This is a genomic window from Streptomyces sp. NPDC051664, from assembly GCF_044453545.1.
Classification (GTDB): Bacteria; Actinomycetota; Actinomycetes; order Streptomycetales; family Streptomycetaceae; genus Streptomyces.
On record NZ_JBITCU010000012.1, the window covers coordinates 201,594 to 217,173 of the forward strand.

Consider the following 15,580-nt stretch of genomic DNA (forward strand, 5'->3'; position numbering starts at 1 on the left):
TGCCCAGGGACGCGGACGCGGTCAGTCCGCGGACCCCGGGGCGTACGTCCCGAAGCTCCACACATTGCCCTCCGGGTCCCGCGCCATGTAGTCCCGTAGCCCTGGTCCGTGGGCGGCATCAGGATCTCCACCGTTCCTGGGCAGTGAGCAGGAGTGAGTCCTGACTCACCGGCGCGCCCCGAACGGTCTTGGGCTCACTGGTCCTCCGCTTTCGCGTCCCGGTCGGCGACGCATATCCCGTATGCGCTCCGTGTCAGGTGGGCGGAATCCCTACGACCTGGCCATATGGGTGTGGCCAGAGGCGACGGGGAGGCCCCGAACCATCTCGCTGGTGACACGGGGGCCCCGACTGCTGACGCCACACCCGGCGTCCCAGATGGCACCGAGTACGTTACGCACACCCCGGCAGGCATACCCGCAGATCGTCACACCGTTCACCCATTCGTGCTGACGTTCGCCAAAACGATGTGATCTTTCAGCAGTTGTGGGCCCTTCGATGCCCACCAGGCGCGGGCTGTGGAGTAGGAATCCCGGCCGGTGTGCCCGTCATGGCGACACCTCCCTTCTTGCGCTCACCACTGTGATCTGCGTCTCAGTCTTCCACCGGCCACTGACAACGGCCCGGACGGGCTCAGCGGAAGGTGTTGCAGTCGGCCATGTCGCCGCTGCGGAAGCCGGTGGTGAACCACTGCTGGCGCTGCGCGGCCGAGCCGTGCGTCCAGGACTCGGGGGTGACCCGGCCCTGGAACCTCTCCTGGATCCGGTCGTCGCCCACCGCCGCGGCCGCGTCGAGCCCGTCCCGGATGTCCGCCGGCGTCAGCGAGGTGATCAGCGGCCGACCGGTCAACTCGTCGGGCGTGGTCGTCGCGTGGTGCGCCCAGACCCCGGCGTAGCAGTCGGCCTGCAGCTCCACCTTCACCGCGTTGCTGTTCGAGCCCGTCCGGCCGTCCTGCGACCGGCTCAGCGTCCCCATCAGGTCCTGCACATGGTGGCCGTACTCGTGCGCGACCACGTACGCCTCGGCGAACGGGCCGCCGCTCGATCCGAACTTCGTCCGCAGATCGTCGAAGAACCCGAGGTCCAGATAGACCTGCCGGTCGCCCGGACAGTAGAACGGCCCGACCGCCGAGGTCGCGGCACCACAGGCGGTGCCGATCCGGTCGGTGAACAGAACCGTCTTCGCGTCCGTGTACCGCGAGCCCCGCCGGGCGAACTCCCGTCGCCAGAAGTCCTGCACGCTGTTGACCACCGCGACGGTCCGGCAGTCGTCCCGGGTGTTCGCGTCCTGGCCGGTCCGGCAGCTCTGCTGGACCTGCGCCGCCGAGGACGCGGTCGCCGTGGTGCCCGAGTCGCCCGACGAGAGGCCCAGCTGGTCGGGGCCGACACCGAAGAACAGCCCCAGGATCAGCGCGATGACACCGATGATGCCGCCGCCCACAGTCGCCCTGCCGCCCGGGATCCGACTGCCGCGCACATCCCGGACCTCGGACGTGTCCAGATCGGCGTCGTCGTCGAACTGCATGGGACACCACTCTCCGCTCCGGCCGCGGCTGCCTCACCGCCCTGCGCCGAGTATCGGACAGTTCATCCGCACCTGCCCCTTTTTGGTAACAGGGTGCAGTGGGCCGGCGGCACTGGGCGAGCGCCCGGCGGTCCCGGTGGGGGCGGCGGCGCCAGCACGCGGAAAAGCAGTTGCACACCGCCAGTAGACTGACCCCTATGGCAATTCTCCTTGTGCACTAGACGGCGTCGAGATAACTCCGCCCGTCGTCCCGCCCGCCGTCCATACCGCCCTGGAGTTTTACCCGTGATCACCGCTTCCGGCATCGAGCTGCGCGCCGGCGCCCGCATCCTCATCGAGTCCGCCTCCTTCCGTATCGCCAAGGGCGACCGCATCGGTCTCGTCGGCCGCAACGGGGCGGGCAAGACCACCCTCACCAAGTGCCTCGCAGGCGAAGGCGTGCCGGCCGGCGGCGCCATCACCCGCTCCGGCGAGGTCGGCTACCTCCCGCAGGACCCGCGCACCGGCGACCTCGAAGTCCTCGCCCGCGACCGCATCCTCTCCGCCCGCGGTCTCGACGAGATCCTCCGCAAGATGCGTGAGAACGAGGAGCGGATGGCGAACGGCAAGGGCGCCACCCGTGAAAAGGCCATGAAGAAGTACGAGCGGCTGGAGACGGAGTTCCTCACCAAGGGCGGTTACGCCGCCGAGGCCGAGGCCGCCACCATCGCCGCCGCGCTCAGCCTGCCCGACCGGGTGCTCGGACAGCCGCTCCACACGCTCTCCGGCGGTCAGCGCCGCCGCGTCGAGCTGGCACGCATTCTGTTCTCGGACGCCGACACCCTGCTCCTCGACGAGCCGACCAACCACCTCGACGCCGACTCGATCGTCTGGCTCCGCGACTACCTGAAGAGCTACCGCGGCGGCTTCGTCGTGATCTCCCACGATGTCGACCTCGTCGAGACGGTCGTCAACAAGGTCTTCTACCTCGACGCCAACCGCTCGCAGATCGACGTCTACAACATGGGCTGGAAGCTCTACCAGCAGCAGCGCGAGGCCGACGAGAAGCGCCGCAAGCGCGAGCGCCAGAACGCCGAGAAGAAGGCCGCGGCCCTCAACTCGCAGGCCGACAAGATGCGCGCCAAGGCCACCAAGACCGTCGCCGCGCAGAACATGGCCAAGCGCGCCGAGCGGCTGCTCTCCGGCCTGGAGGCCGTCCGGGTCTCCGACAAGGTCGCCAAGCTGCGCTTCCCTGAGCCCTCACCGTGCGGCAAGACCCCGCTGATGGCGGAGGGGCTGTCCAAGTCCTACGGCTCGCTCGAAATCTTCACCGACGTGGATCTCGCCATCGACAAGGGCTCCCGCGTCGTCATCCTCGGCCTCAACGGTGCGGGCAAGACCACCCTGCTCCGGCTCCTCGGCGGCGCCGAGAAGCCGGACACCGGCGAGGTCATCGAGGGCCACGGGCTCAAGCTCGGTTACTACGCGCAGGAGCACGAGACCCTGGACCCGGAGCGCTCCGTCCTGGAGAACATGCGCTCCGCCGCCCCGGACCTCGACCTCGTCGAGGTCCGCAAGACGCTGGGTTCGTTCCTCTTCTCCGGCGACGACGTAGACAAGCCGGCCGGGGTGCTCTCCGGCGGTGAGAAGACCCGTCTCGCGCTGGCGACCCTGGTGGTCTCCTCCGCGAACGTGCTGCTCCTCGACGAGCCGACGAACAACCTCGACCCGGCCAGCCGCGAGGAGATCCTCGGCGCGCTGCGCACGTACAAGGGCGCGGTCGTTCTCGTCACGCACGACGAGGGTGCGGTCGAGGCGCTCCAGCCCGAGCGGATCATCCTGCTGCCGGACGGCGTGGAGGACCTGTGGGGCGCGGACTACCGGGACCTGGTCGCGCTGGCCTGATCCACTTCGACTGGATCATTCGGCCCAGACGTGATCCATCATCTGTGTGAGGACCTCTCATACCTCGGCGGTGCGCCCGGCAGATATCTGCCGGGCGCACCCATGTGGGGCCGAAGATCCCCGTACGGCCCTGACCTGGCCGTTCATCCCGGACCCGCGGCCACTCGCGCCCATCGCCCTACGGAATGCAGGATTCCGGTTGTGATGGCGTATTCCCGGGGCGCCAAACCGGTTGTACGGACCTTGCCGAATGGGTGGCCAGGAAGCCCGCGAGGGGTGATCATGAGAGTCCAGAGCGCACTTCGCATGAGGAGGCACGGGTGGCCGAGACTCTGAAGAAGGGCAGCCGGGTTACCGGCGCCGCGCGTGACAAGCTCGCGGCAGACCTGAAGAAGAAGTACGACTCCGGTGCGAGCATCCGGGCGTTGGCCGAAGAGACCGGCCGCTCCTACGGATTCGTCCACCGGATGCTCAGCGAGTCCGGAGTCACGCTGCGAGGGCGTGGCGGAGCAACACGAGGCAAGAAGGCCGCCGCGGCCTGACGGCCGTCGGCGGATCGGGACACGTCGCTGGACGGACGCGTTCCTAGGGCTCACCGGTTTCGGCGGTGGCCACCCGGTAGATCGCGTGATCGACCGGGTGGTTACTGTTCAGTCACTTAGCTCCACCTGCTGACTGCACCCGATCCCGGAGGCGCCCCATGACCTCGCTCGACTCTGTGCTCGACCAGGACGGCGTACGACTCACCGTCGATGACGCGGTTGCCATGGTGACCCTCACCAACCCGGCCAAGCGCAACGCTCAGTCCCCCGCTCTGTGGCGGGCGTTGGCGGCGGCCGGAAGGGCACTGCCCGGCAGCGTGCGGGTCGTCGTGCTGCGCGGCGAGGGGAAATCCTTCTCCGCCGGCCTCGACCGGCAGGCGTTCACCCCTGAGGGGTTCGACGGTGAGCCGTCGTTCCTGGAGCTGGCGCGCGGATCGGAGTCCGGGCTCGACGCGACCATCGCCGAGTACCAGGAGGCGTTCACCTGGTGGCGCCGCAACGACATCGTGTCGATCGCGGCCGTGCAGGGACATGCCATCGGGGCCGGCTTCCAGCTCGCTCTCGCCTGCGATCTGCGGATCGTCGCCGAGGACGTGCAGTTCGCCATGCGCGAGACCAGCCTGGGCCTGGTCCCGGACCTCACCGGCACGCACCCTCTGGTGAACCTGGTGGGGTATGCCCGGGCGCTCGAGATCTGCGCCACCGGCCGTTTCGTGCATGCGGAGGAGGCCGAGCGCACCGGCCTCGCCAACCTCGTCGTCACCGCCGACCAGCTCGACGAGGCGGCCCGCGACCTGTCCGCAGCACTTCTGGCGGCCCCCCGCGACGCCGTCATCGAGACCAAGGCACTGCTGAGCGGTGCCGTCTCGCGTACGTACGAGGACCAGCGCACCGCCGAACGCGCGGCGCAGGGCCGCCGGCTGCGTGACCTGGCGGGCGTCACCGACTGAGAGCACGGCACCGGCCGGGCGAGGAGCCGCCCGGCCGCCTTCTCAGTCCTCCTCCACCACCGCGGTGACCAGCACGGTGACCGGCGGGTGCCCGTCCACGGCGTCGGAGACCGCCGTGCGCACCGCCAGCGCCACGTCGAGTGCCCGGTGGCCCCCGGATGTCGCCAGCTCGACCCGCACATGGTCCGGGGCCGTATGCACCGCGCTGCCCAGCACCCGGGTCAGTGTCGCGACGCCGGGGACCCCGGCGGCCGCGGTCCCCGCCACGCCCTCCGGCTCCGTTCCACGCACCGCGGACGGCTCCGGTGCCGACCGTCCGGGGACGGTGTCCAGCAGCTCCGTCACCCGCAGGTCCACCTCGCCGACCACCAGGCCCAGCCGCTGTGCGGCGGCTGTCAGCAGCGCCGAGCGCAGTGCGGCAGCGGCGGTGGGCAGCGGCCGGTCGGCCGTTGCCGACATCGTCGCCTCGATCCGCAGCGGCCCGGGGGGCAGCGCACTGGGCGGGGCCGGCAGCGCCGGGTCCGGGGCGGAGCCGGGATCCGCCAGCGCGATCCGTACCTCACCGAGCACCGGGCCGGTGCGGGGCGTGTCCGCCGTCAGGCGCAGCACCGCGACGGCGGCTCGCTCCGAGATCCACGCGCCGTCCGCCGGACCGCCCAGAGGGAGCAATCGGCCCAGGCCGAGCCTCTGCCGTACCGCAGCTGTCCATCCGTCGGCCCTGTGCGGGCTGTCAGCCGTCGTCATTGCCCCAGCCTGCCGCATCCGCGGCGCGAGATGGGGAAAGCGCACTTAATGTGGGCAACGAAGTCCGACCCTGCCCTGAAGGGAAGTGTGGCGATGACCGACACCCCACAGCGGAACCGGCCCGAGAACCCCGACCAGGCGACGGGGGACGACAGCAGAAGGAGCCCGCTGACCAAGCGCGGCGGGGGAGATCCCGCCACCCGTGGCCGTACCACCATCGCCGACGGTGTGGTCGAGAAGATCGCCGGCATGGCGGCGCGCGACGTGATCGGTGTCCATGCGATGGGAAGCGGCCTCTCCCGTACCTTCGGCGCGGTGCGCGACCGGGTCCCCGGCGGCGGCAAGTCCGTGACCCGCGGCGTCAAGGCGGAGGTCGGAGAGTCGCAGACCGCCCTCGACCTGGAGATCGTCGTCGACTACGGCGTCTCGATCTCCGATGTCGCCCGTGATGTGCGGGAGAACGTCATTGCGGCGGTCGAACGGATGACTGGCCTCGAGGTCGTCGAGGTCAATATCGCGGTCAGTGATGTGAAGTTGCCCGACGAGGAGGACGAGGACCAGTCCGAGCCACGTCTCCAGTAGGCCTCCCACCCGAGGCAGTTGAGGAGCGCACGATGAGCATGGCTGTGGTCGGCCTGGTGGCCGGCATGGCACTCGGGTTTGCCGGATACTTCGGCGGATTCGGGGCCTTTTTGCTGGTCGCGGCGTTGGGGGCGGTCGGCTTCATCGCCGGTCGTTTCCTCGACGGCGATCTGGAACCCGGCGACTTCTTCCGGAGTCGCGAGCGCGGCGACCGACGGCGGTGACGGCGTTGTCGGGGGTACTCGGCCGGATCCCCGCCGCGGAACGCGGGGAGACCAGGATCGCCGACCGGGTGGTCGCGAAGATCGCCGCGCAGGCGGCGAAGGAGGCGATCGACGAGCCGCCGAAGGAGGGTGCGTCCCCGCGTGCCACCGTCACGGTGCACCGTGACACCGCACGGGTACGGGTCAGTCTGGAGCTCGGATATCCGACCGACATCGGCAGCCAGTGCGGTGCCGTGCGTCGGCGGGTCATCGAACGGGTAAGGGCGTTGGCGGGGATGGAAGTGCCCGAAGTGGCCGTACAGGTCGAGCGTCTGCACCCCGCGGGAGCGAGCGCCGCGGCACAGGGGAGGATCCGATGACCGAACCCCAGGACCCGGGGAACAGCACGAGGCGCCTGCCCACCGTCGAACCTGTGGAACACGGTGGAGCAGTGGCCCTGGACCAGTCGGCCTCCGCCGCCTCGTACGACCCGGCGCCGACGAAGGAGGGCGGCGGCAGTGCCGGCCGCTTCTGGTCCGCGCGCCGCATCCCTGCCGGTCTCGTCGCGCTGGTGGTCCTCGGCGGTGCCGGCCTGCTGCTGTACGACGTGGCGGCGGTACGGGCCGACCATCCGGCGATGCGGTGGCGCCGCTCGCTCGCCGACGAACTGGCGCAGCGCCCGCTGAACAACGTGTGGGTGCTGGCCGGAGCGGTGGTCGCGATGGCGATCGGCCTGTGGCTGATCGTCCTCGCCGCCACGCCCGGCCTGCGCGATCTGCTGCCGATGCGCCGCGACCGTGCCGGTGTACGGGCCGGGCTCGACCGGACCGCCGCCGCCCTGGTCCTGCGCGACCGGGCGGTGGAGGTGTCCGGCGTGCAGTCGGTGCGGGTCCGGATGGGGCGTGCCAAGGTCGCGGTGCGCGCCGTTTCGCACTTCCGTGAACTCGACGACGTACGGGCCGACTTGGACACCGTACTGACCACGGGCATCGACGAACTGGGCCTGGCGAAGCCGCCGAGCCTGTCGGTGCATGTCCGCCGTCCGGCCAAGAAGGGGTGACCGCGGTGCTCAGTACCGTCAACCGGGTACTGCTCGGGCTCGTCGGCCTGGTGCTGATCTGCGTCGGCGGCGCGGTACTCGCCGCCGGGCTCGGTCTCTCCGTGCCGTCCTGGTGGCCGTGGGACGGCAGGACCGATGTGCTGCTCTCCCAGGCCGACCGGGACCGCTGGCGCGCCGACGGCTGGTGGTGGCCGACCGTGATCGTGGTCCTCGCCGTGCTGGTCGTCCTCGCGCTGTGGTGGTTCCTCGCCCAGTTCCGCCGCGCCCGCCTCGCCGAGGTGCTGGTCGAGAGCGGCGACGGCGAGGGGGCGCTGCTGCGCGGCCGGGCCCTGGAGGGCGTGCTCGCCGGGGAGGCGGGGACGCTGGACGGGGTGGCCCGTGCTCAGGTGATGCTGGTCGGCCGGCGCACTTCGCCGCAGGCCCGGATCAGCCTGCTGATGGAACCGCACGCGGCGCCGGGCGAGGCGCTCGGCCGCCTCACGGACGAGGCGCTGGCCCATGCGCGGGACTCGGCGGGGCTGGCCCAGCTACCGGCCGAGGTGCGGCTGCGGGCCGTCAAACACCGTGCGGAACGGGTGAGTTGACGGCGGGGACGTCCGGCAGCAGCACAATCCTGCTCGTCGAGGGGGTCTCCCGTGCCCCTGAGGCCATGGGGGAGGTCGAGGACAGGAGACCGGCCACCGGATGGCCCCGGCGCTCGCTCAGAACCCGTGCCGTACACCGCCGTCCACCGGCACCATGATCCCCGTCAGATACGACGCCGCGGGCGACAGCAGGAACGCCGCCGTCCGGCCGAACTCCTGAGGTGTGCCGTACCGGCGCAACGGAATGCGCGCCTCGGCCGCCGCGCGGGACGCCTCCGCATCGCCGGACAGCGCGTCCAGCTCACGCACCCGGTCCGTGTCGATCCGGGCGGGCAGCACGCCCACCACGCGGATGCCCTGCGGGCCGAGCTCGTCGGCCAGGGACTTGGCGAATCCGGCCAGGCCCGGTCGCAGACCGTTCGAAATGGTCAGACCGGCGATCGGCTCATGGACCGAGCCGGACAGCACGAAGCCGATCACCCCGCCCTCGCCGAGCGCCGCGGCCGCTGTGCGGGCCAGCCGGACCGCACCCAGGAACACCGAATCGAATGCCGACTGCCACTGCTCGTCCGTGTTGTCCGCGACGAAGCCGGGGGCCGGCCCACCGACGCTGATCAGAATGCCGTCGAGCCGCCCGAAGCGGTCATGGGCGGCGTCCACCAGCCGCTGCGCGGCGGCGGGCTCCGCATTGTCGGCGGCGAGACCGACGGCGTCCGGCCCCAGTTCGGCGGCGGCCGCCTCGACCCGCTTCTCGTCACGGCCGGTGATGATCACCTTCGCGCCGTCCGCCACCAGCTCCCGCGCGGTGGCATTGCCCAGCCCCCGGGTCGCGCCGGTGACGATGTACACACGGTCCTTCAATTCAAGATCCATGGCCCCTATCCTGCCGTCTCGGCCTCCAGCATGTCCTCCCCGGTCAGTGCGACCGCGGTGCCCACCAGTCCGATATGGCTGAATGCCTGCGGGAAATTGCCCAGCTGCCGTCGGGCCACGGTGTCGTACTCCTCGGCGAGCAGCCCGACATCGTTGCGGAGCTCGAGGAGCCGCTCGAAGAGTTCGGTGGCCTCCTCTGCGCGCCCGGTCAGGCGCAGCGCGTCCGCCAGCCAGAACGAGCACGCCAGGAACGCCCCTTCGCCGCCCGGCAGCCCGTCGATCGAGACACCGTCCGTGCTGTAGCGGCGGACCAGACCGTCGCTGCCCAGCTCGTCCCGGACCGCGTCGACCGTGCCGACGAGTCGTGGATCGTCCGGCGGCAGGAATCCGGTCCGGGCGATCAGCAGCGTCGCGGCGTCCAGGTCCCGGGAGCCGTACGACTGCGTGAACGTGTTCCGTACCGGGTCGTACCCCTTCTCGCACACCTCCCGGTGCACGGCGTCCCGCATCACCCGCCACCGTTCGGCGTCCCCGGCCAGCGACGGGTTCGCCTCCAGGGTGTGCACCGCGCGGTCGGCGGCGACCCAGGCCATCACCTTCGAGTGCACGAAGTGGCGGCGCTGGCCGCGGATCTCCCAGAGCCCCTCGTCCGGCTCGCGCCAGGTGGACTCCAGGAACCCGAGCAGGCTGAGCTGCAGGCTCCAGGCGTGCGGTTGATCGGCCAGGCCCGCCTCGCGCGCGAGCCGGAGCGAGTCGATGACCTCTCCGTACACATCGAGCTGCCGTTGTCGGACCGCCGCGTTGCCGATCCGGACCGGGCTGGAGTTCTCGTATCCGGCCAGCCATGGCAGCTCCGCCTCGGGCAGCCGCCGTTCGCCCGACAGGCCGTACATGATCTGCAGGTCGGCGGGGTCCCCGGCGACGGCGCGCAACAGCCAGTCCCGCCAGGCGGCTGCCTCCTCCACATAGCCGGCCGAGAGCAGCGCGTTGAGCGCCAGGGTGGAGTCCCGCAGCCAGCAGAAGCGGTAGTCCCAGTTCCGTACGCCGCCGATCTCCTCCGGCAGCGATGTGGTGGGGGCTGCCACGATGCCGCCGGTCGGGGCGAAGGTGAGCGCCTTGAGGGTGATCAGCGAGCGGATCACGGATTCCCGGTACGGGCCCCGGTACTTGCAGCGGGCCGACCACTCGGCCCAGTCGGAAAGGGTGTTCTTCAGCGCCTCGTGCGGATCGACGAGATCGGGGCGCGGCGAGTGCGAGGGGTGCCAGGTCAGTACGAACGCCACCTGCTCGCCCGCGGAGACGGTGAACGACGAGCAGGTGGAGAACTCCTGGCCCCACGTCTTGACCGGTGGCTCGCTGCGCAGCCAGACCGAGTCGGGTCCGGCAACCGCCACCCGGTGACCCTGTGAGCGGCGCATCCACGGCACGATGGAGCCGAAGTCGAAGCGCAGCCGGATCACCGATGTCATGTCGACGGTGCCGCTGACCCCCTCGACGATCCGCATGACATCGGGTTCCTGGTCGCGCTGCGGCATGAAGTCGATGACCTTGACGGTGCCGGTGCGGGTCTCCCAGAACGTCTCCAGGACGAGGGAGTCACCCACGTAGCCGCGCCGGGTGCAGGTGTCCGCGCCCTTCGGGGCGATGCGCCAGTGGCCGTTGTCGTCGTCGCCGAGCAGGGCGGCGAAGCAGGCGCCCGAGTCGAAGCGGGGTAGACAGAGCCAGTCCACAGAACCGTTCCTGCCGACCAGGGCGGCTGTCTGCAGATCGCCGATGAGGGCGTAGTCCTCGATGCGTGGGGTCACGTTCTGCCGTGTTCCCGAACCGGGGCCTCGCTAAGCAGCCGGTGTCCCACGGGCGGCCGCAGACTCCTGCCGCGGAACCGGTCGGGCGGCCACCGGTCGAGCTGTCGCGGGCACCGTGTCAGGCCGTCGCCGGCTCGGGCTTCTCCGGTTCCGGCTCCGGCTCCCCGGAGGCCTCGGCCTCGGCCGCCGCCTCCACCCGGTCGCGCTTCTCGCGCCGGGCGAGCACCACATATCCGACCGGGACGCCCGCGGCGAACAGCCACCACTGGACCGCATACGCCATGTGCGGACCGATCGAGCTGTCGTCGGGGGCCTCGATCAGCTCGGGGACGTCGCCGGACGGTTCGGGGCCGGTCTGCTCGATGTAGCCGCCGAGGACCGGTCGGGAGAGCGCCTTGGCCTGCTGGGCGCTGTTGATCAGCATCACCTGGCGGTCCGGCAGGTCCGACAGGTCCTTGATGCCGCTGGTTCCCGTCGTCTCGTCGGCCTTGAGCCGCCCCGTGACGGTCACCTCGCCCTTGGGCACGGCCGGGACGTCCGGGAAAGCGCGCTGGTCGTCGGCGGCGGGAACCCAGCCGCGGTTGATCAGGACCGTACCGCCGCCCTTGAGGTCGAGCGGGATCAGTACGTGGAAACCGATGCTTCCGTCGGTGGAGGTCCGGCGGCGCACGACGACCTCGTGCCCCGTGTCGTACGTCCCCGTGGCCGTCACCGCACGCCAGTAGTCGGAGCGCGGGATCGTGTGACCCGGGGAGGTGAGCGTGGCGACCGGCTCCGGCTTCGCCTTGAGGTTGTGCGAGATCAGAGCGTTCTGCGCCACCCGGTGCTCATGCCGGTGCAGCTGCCAGAAGCCCAGCTCGACCATCGTGGGAATGAGGACGAGGGTGAGGAGGGCGAGGATCAGCCACTGCCGGGTCAACAGGAAGCGGTACACCCCACGACGGTACAACTGCGTCATGGGGTGCCTCGCGGAGGGGGTGGCGGAACGGGCCGTGCGGCCGGTGGTCAGACTTTGTCGATGATGCCCACCTTCCCCTCGGCCCGGGCGCAGTGACCGCCGCAGAACCAGTGCCCGTCCACCTCGACACCCTGGCCGATGACCTGGACCCGGCAGTGCTCACAGATGGGCGCCATCCGGTGAATGGCGCAGGAGAAGCAGTCGAAGACATGCACCGCGCCCTGCGCGTGCACCTCGAACGACATGCCGTAGTCGTTTCCGCAAACTTCACAACGTGCCATGCGCCACAGGTTGGGATGTGGGGGCGCCGGGCGGCGAGCGGCGGATGGGCGAGTCGCCCCCGGTTCACTCCGATGACGGCGTCGGCAGGGCGGGAGCCACCGGGGCCCCGGTCGTCGTCGACACCTGTGCCACATCCCGCAGCAGATGGGTGAAGGCGCTCTCGTCCACGATCGGTGTACCGAACGCCTTTGCCTTCACCGTCTTCGACGTCGCCGCGTCGGGGTCGTTGGTGACCAGCAGGCTGGTCAGCCGGGAGACGCTGGTCGCCACATGCAGCCCGGCCTCGATCGCCCGGTCCTCCAACAGCTCACGGTCGATGGAGGTGTCCCCGGAGAACGCCACCCGCATGCCCTGCATGAGCGGTTTGTCCTTGTCGTACCGCCCCGGGTTCGGATACGGACAGGCCGGCCGCTTGCGCGAAGGGCGCCAGCTGCTCTGGCCGCCGTACGACGGCTGGTAGCCGACCCGCGGGGTGACAGGGGAGTCCGACCACTCGGTCAGCGGGCGGCACTCCAGCAGTGGCAGCCGCACCCCGTCGCGTGCCGCCGCATGCAGACTCGGCCGGAACGCCTCGGCCAGCACCCGGGCGTCGTCCAGCGCGTGGTGCGCACGCTGCTGTACGACTCCGAAGTGCGCGGCCAGCGACTGCAGCTTGTGGTTGGGCAGCGGCAGCCGGAGCTCCTTGGAGAGCGCGATGGTGCAGAGCCGGTGCTCGACCGGGGCGACGACCGCGGCGCGCGCGTACTCCCGGGCCAGCATCGACCAGTCGAAGGCGGCGTTGTGCGCGACGAGTACGCGGCCCGCGAGCCGCTCGGACAGATCGGCGGCGACTTCCGGGAAGAGTGGGGCGCCCTCCAGGACATCGCTGGTCAGGCCGTGGATCCAGACGGGGCCGGGGTCCCGCTCCGGGTTGACGAGGGTGTACCAGTGGTCCTCGACGTTGCCCTGCGCGTCCAGCCGGTAGACGGCAGCGGACACTATCCGGTCGTCCCGGGCGAGTCCGGTGGTCTCCACGTCGACGACCGCGTACCCCTGTGGGTAGGCGGTCGGCCACGGTCCTGCGGTCTGGCGGTCGTCGAGCATGGTCACAGAGAATACGGGCCGGGACTGACAGCCCCCCATCCGGGAGCGTTCTGTTCGAGCCGCCCGACGAGGGGCCGCTAGCCACCACCGGTGGCGAGCAGTCCGTTCACCAGCGCCCGCATGGACGCCGTGAACAGTCGTTCCTGGTCGGCGGGGAGGGCGAGCGCGCGGGCCAGCGCCGGGTCGTGCTCGGCCGTGACCGCGTCCCAGAGATCACCCTCGCCGGGGGACTGGACCGGGGAGCGTTCCCGGTTACGTTCGACGAGCAGGAAGCCGACGGTCTGGAACTGGACCGCCCGTACCGCGTCGGCGGCCCGCGCCCCGCGCAGCCCCGCGGCGTGCACCTCGTGGACGAGGGCCTGCTGTGCGGGCAGGAACATCCGCTCCGTGAGACCGCGTTCATGGACCATCGCGATCAGGTGGGGGCGGGCGCGCAGTTCGCGGCGCAGCCCCCGGGCGACGGAGACGATCCGGGCCACCGGGGTCCGGCCGGCCGGCCGGACGGCGCCCATCTCCTGGACGGTGCGCTCCACCAGGGCGTCGAGCAGCGACTCGCGATTGCCGACATGCCAGTAGATCGAGGTGACCGCCGTGCCCAGCTCGGCGGCCAGCTTGCGCATCGTGAGGGCATCCGGGCCGTGGTGCCGCACCAGGGCGGCAGCGGCCTCCAGAACCTCTTCGCGGGTCAGCGACGATCGCGCCACAGTGCTCCCAGCTTTCCGAACTCCGTTGCGTGCATGCCTATTTACCCTTCATTCCAGCCGGTGTAACTGTGTTACAGAACCCGGGCACGGACAACCGAGAAGGGTGGTACGTCCATGGCACGTGTACGGTACGGCGCGCGCACCGACGCCGAGATCGCGACGGCCCGCACAGCCCGTTCCGAACTCCCCGACGTCTGGTCCACCGGCGTGGTCGCCGTCTGGGAGAGTGACCCCGACGCGGTCGCGGCGGTCCTGCCACCGCCCCTCAAACCCGCCGAACGCCCGCTCGTCCGCGCCGCCATCAGCAAGGTCGACCTCCCCGGCTATCCGCTGGGCGCGGGCTCCGTCGCCGTCGCCGCCGTCCACGACGGGTACGAGGGCTGGTATCCGCTCGTCATGCCGATGACCCACGAGCGGGCACTGATCGGCGGCCGTGAGGTCTTCGGCGAACCGAAGAAGCTGGGCGAGGTGACCGTCGAGCGCGACGGACCCGTCGTCCGGGCCGCGCTCGTCCGGCACGGCATCGCGTTCGTCGAGGTACGCGGCGCGGTCGGCGAGCAGCTGCCGCTGCCCGAACCGGCGGAGAAGCTCGACTTCTACTTCAAGTTCCTGCCCGCCGCGGACGGTGAGGGCTTCGACGCCGATCCCGTACTGATCCACTGCATCCGCCACGAGAAGGTCCGCAAGCTGGAACGGATCTCGGGCGATGTGGTGCTGCGCGAGTCGATGTACGACCCGGTCGCCGACCTCCCCGTACAGCGGCTGATCGATCTGACCATCGGCGAGAAGACCAGCGACCAGCGGGGCAGGGCCGTCGAGCGGGTGAGCGCCGAGGCGCTGCTGCCGTACATCCACCAGCGCTACGACGACCCGCAGCAGATCCACGACGGCCCGCCGCAGGGGAGCGTCCGATGAGGCTGGGGGAGGGGCAGGTCGCTGTCGTCACCGGCGCCGCGAGCGGCATCGGGCTCGCGATGGCCCGCAGGTTCGCGGCCGAGGGGCTGAAGGTCGTCCTCGCCGACGTGGAGGTGGGGGCGCTCGACAAGGCGGCGGGCGAGCTGCGCGAGGACGGTGCGCAGGTGCTGGCGCGGGTGGTCGACGTCAGCGAGCGGGAGTCCGTCCAGGCTCTCGCCGACGCCGCGTACGACACCTTCGGCGCCGTCCATGTGCTGTGCAACAACGCGGGCGTCGGCTCCGGTGCCGAGGGCCGGATGTGGGAGCACGAGCCGATCGACTGGAAGTGGGCGTTCGCCGTCAATGTGTGGGGCGTCTTCCACGGCATCCAGGCCTTCGTGCCCCGGATGATCGAGGGCGGCGAGCCCGGCCGGATCGTCAACACCTCGTCCGGCGACGGCGGCATCGCCCCGCTGCCGACCGCCTCCGTCTACGCGGTCACCAAGTCCGCCGTCGTCACGATGACCGAGTCGCTCTACGCGCATCTGAAGGCGGAGGGCGCGGCGGTCGGCGCCTCGGTGCTCTTCCCCGGCCCGCACATGCTCCGTACCGGACTGTGGGAGTCGCACCGCAACCGGCCCCAGCGGTACGCCAAGGAGCGGCCGCGCCGGACCCCGTACCGCAGCCTCGACCAGTGGGAGTCCGCGATGAGGGCGGCGGGCCACGAGGTCGAGTTCACACCGGTGGAGGAGGTCGCGGGCACGGTCGTGGACGGGATCCGCGCCGACCGCTTCTGGCTGCTGCCGCCGAGCGAGCACAGCGACCGGCAGATCCGCGCCAGGTCGCAGTCGATGCTCGACCGGGCGAACCCGTCGTACCTGGAGAGCTTCATACTCGACTGAGGGGCGAG

The 15,580-nt window shown here is 70.8% G+C and carries 18 protein-coding genes and 1 pseudogene; 10 read left to right on the top strand and 9 right to left on the bottom strand.

Annotated elements, in window-relative coordinates; genetic code table 11:
* Positions 1 to 21 precede the first annotated feature (21 nt).
* A pseudogene (locus ACIA8E_RS23420) lies at positions 22 to 131 on the bottom strand (extradiol dioxygenase); the annotation flags it as partial.
* A gap of 500 nt (positions 132 to 631) precedes the next feature.
* Positions 632 to 1,522 (bottom strand): neutral zinc metallopeptidase, encoded by an 891-nt coding sequence (locus tag ACIA8E_RS23425; protein WP_399301259.1) that lies wholly within the window; start codon positions 1,520 to 1,522, stop codon positions 632 to 634.
* Positions 1,523 to 1,807: 285 nt separating this feature from the next.
* Between ACIA8E_RS23425 and ACIA8E_RS23430 the strand changes: the two genes are divergently transcribed.
* From ACIA8E_RS23430 to ACIA8E_RS23440, 3 genes are all read left to right on the top strand, one after another.
* Positions 1,808 to 3,406 (top strand): ABC-F family ATP-binding cassette domain-containing protein, encoded by a 1,599-nt coding sequence (locus ACIA8E_RS23430; RefSeq protein ID WP_399301260.1) that lies wholly within the window; start codon positions 1,808 to 1,810, stop codon positions 3,404 to 3,406.
* Positions 3,407 to 3,726: 320 nt separating this feature from the next.
* Complete coding sequence (locus ACIA8E_RS23435; protein WP_007263382.1) at positions 3,727 to 3,948, top strand: helix-turn-helix domain-containing protein; 222 nt, start codon at positions 3,727 to 3,729, stop codon at positions 3,946 to 3,948.
* 158 nt (positions 3,949 to 4,106) lie between these two features.
* Entirely contained in the window at positions 4,107 to 4,898 is a 792-nt protein-coding gene (locus ACIA8E_RS23440) for an enoyl-CoA hydratase/isomerase family protein (protein ID WP_399301261.1), read from the top strand.
* 42 nt (positions 4,899 to 4,940) lie between these two features.
* Here the strand turns inward: ACIA8E_RS23440 and ACIA8E_RS23445 are convergent, their stop codons facing one another.
* Positions 4,941 to 5,642 (bottom strand): hypothetical protein, encoded by a 702-nt coding sequence (locus ACIA8E_RS23445; RefSeq protein WP_399301262.1) that lies wholly within the window; start codon positions 5,640 to 5,642, stop codon positions 4,941 to 4,943.
* 93 nt (positions 5,643 to 5,735) lie between these two features.
* On the opposite strand from ACIA8E_RS23445, the gene ACIA8E_RS23450 reads away from it, so the two are divergent.
* From ACIA8E_RS23450 to amaP, 5 genes are read left to right on the top strand one after another with little or no spacing between them, the layout of a single operon-like run.
* Positions 5,736 to 6,224, top strand: coding sequence for an Asp23/Gls24 family envelope stress response protein (locus ACIA8E_RS23450; RefSeq protein ID WP_399301263.1), 489 nt, complete (start codon positions 5,736 to 5,738; stop codon positions 6,222 to 6,224).
* A gap of 32 nt (positions 6,225 to 6,256) precedes the next feature.
* On the top strand, positions 6,257 to 6,448 hold the full coding sequence (locus ACIA8E_RS23455; RefSeq protein ID WP_030920082.1) for a hypothetical protein: 192 nt from the start codon (positions 6,257 to 6,259) through the stop codon (positions 6,446 to 6,448).
* Positions 6,449 to 6,453: 5 nt separating this feature from the next.
* Positions 6,454 to 6,807 (top strand): hypothetical protein, encoded by a 354-nt coding sequence (locus tag ACIA8E_RS23460; RefSeq protein WP_399301264.1) that lies wholly within the window; start codon positions 6,454 to 6,456, stop codon positions 6,805 to 6,807.
* On the top strand, positions 6,804 to 7,487 hold the full coding sequence (locus ACIA8E_RS23465; RefSeq protein WP_399301265.1) for a DUF6286 domain-containing protein: 684 nt from the start codon (positions 6,804 to 6,806) through the stop codon (positions 7,485 to 7,487). The genes ACIA8E_RS23460 and ACIA8E_RS23465 overlap by 4 nt, the downstream gene beginning before the upstream one ends.
* 5 nt (positions 7,488 to 7,492) lie before the next feature.
* On the top strand, positions 7,493 to 8,071 hold the full coding sequence (amaP, locus tag ACIA8E_RS23470) for an alkaline shock response membrane anchor protein AmaP (protein WP_399301266.1): 579 nt from the start codon (positions 7,493 to 7,495) through the stop codon (positions 8,069 to 8,071).
* Between the two features lie 117 nt (positions 8,072 to 8,188).
* Here amaP and ACIA8E_RS23475 read toward each other — a convergent pair whose 3' ends face one another.
* The 6 genes from ACIA8E_RS23475 to ACIA8E_RS23500 all read right to left on the bottom strand — a co-directional run bounded on the left by ACIA8E_RS23475 (position 8,189) and on the right by ACIA8E_RS23500 (position 13,776).
* Positions 8,189 to 8,944 carry an SDR family oxidoreductase gene (locus ACIA8E_RS23475; protein ID WP_399301267.1) on the bottom strand — a complete coding sequence of 252 codons (756 nt, stop codon included), beginning with the start codon at positions 8,942 to 8,944 and terminating at the stop codon, positions 8,189 to 8,191.
* A 5-nt stretch (positions 8,945 to 8,949) separates the two neighbouring features.
* The gene (locus ACIA8E_RS23480) at positions 8,950 to 10,749 is read right to left on the bottom strand and encodes a glycoside hydrolase family 15 protein (protein WP_399301268.1); all 1,800 of its coding nucleotides are present in this window, start codon (positions 10,747 to 10,749) and stop codon (positions 8,950 to 8,952) included.
* A 118-nt stretch (positions 10,750 to 10,867) separates the two neighbouring features.
* The gene (locus tag ACIA8E_RS23485; protein WP_399301315.1) at positions 10,868 to 11,683 is read right to left on the bottom strand and encodes an SURF1 family protein; all 816 of its coding nucleotides are present in this window, start codon (positions 11,681 to 11,683) and stop codon (positions 10,868 to 10,870) included.
* A gap of 71 nt (positions 11,684 to 11,754) precedes the next feature.
* Complete coding sequence (locus ACIA8E_RS23490; protein ID WP_078852816.1) at positions 11,755 to 11,988, bottom strand: hypothetical protein; 234 nt, start codon at positions 11,986 to 11,988, stop codon at positions 11,755 to 11,757.
* 64 nt (positions 11,989 to 12,052) lie between these two features.
* Complete coding sequence (locus ACIA8E_RS23495) at positions 12,053 to 13,078, bottom strand: DEDDh family exonuclease (RefSeq protein ID WP_399301269.1); 1,026 nt, start codon at positions 13,076 to 13,078, stop codon at positions 12,053 to 12,055.
* 71 nt (positions 13,079 to 13,149) lie between these two features.
* Positions 13,150 to 13,776 carry a TetR/AcrR family transcriptional regulator gene (locus ACIA8E_RS23500; RefSeq protein WP_399301270.1) on the bottom strand — a complete coding sequence of 209 codons (627 nt, stop codon included), beginning with the start codon at positions 13,774 to 13,776 and terminating at the stop codon, positions 13,150 to 13,152.
* Positions 13,777 to 13,890: 114 nt separating this feature from the next.
* Here ACIA8E_RS23500 and ACIA8E_RS23505 point away from each other — a divergent pair, with 114 nt between their 5' ends.
* Positions 13,891 to 14,691, top strand: a complete 801-nt coding sequence (locus tag ACIA8E_RS23505; protein WP_399301271.1) for an acetoacetate decarboxylase family protein — start codon at positions 13,891 to 13,893, stop codon at positions 14,689 to 14,691.
* Positions 14,688 to 15,572 (top strand): SDR family NAD(P)-dependent oxidoreductase, encoded by an 885-nt coding sequence (locus ACIA8E_RS23510; protein WP_399301272.1) that lies wholly within the window; start codon positions 14,688 to 14,690, stop codon positions 15,570 to 15,572. Before ACIA8E_RS23505 ends, ACIA8E_RS23510 begins: the two co-directional genes overlap by 4 nt.
* The last annotated feature ends 8 nt before the right edge of the window (positions 15,573 to 15,580 follow it).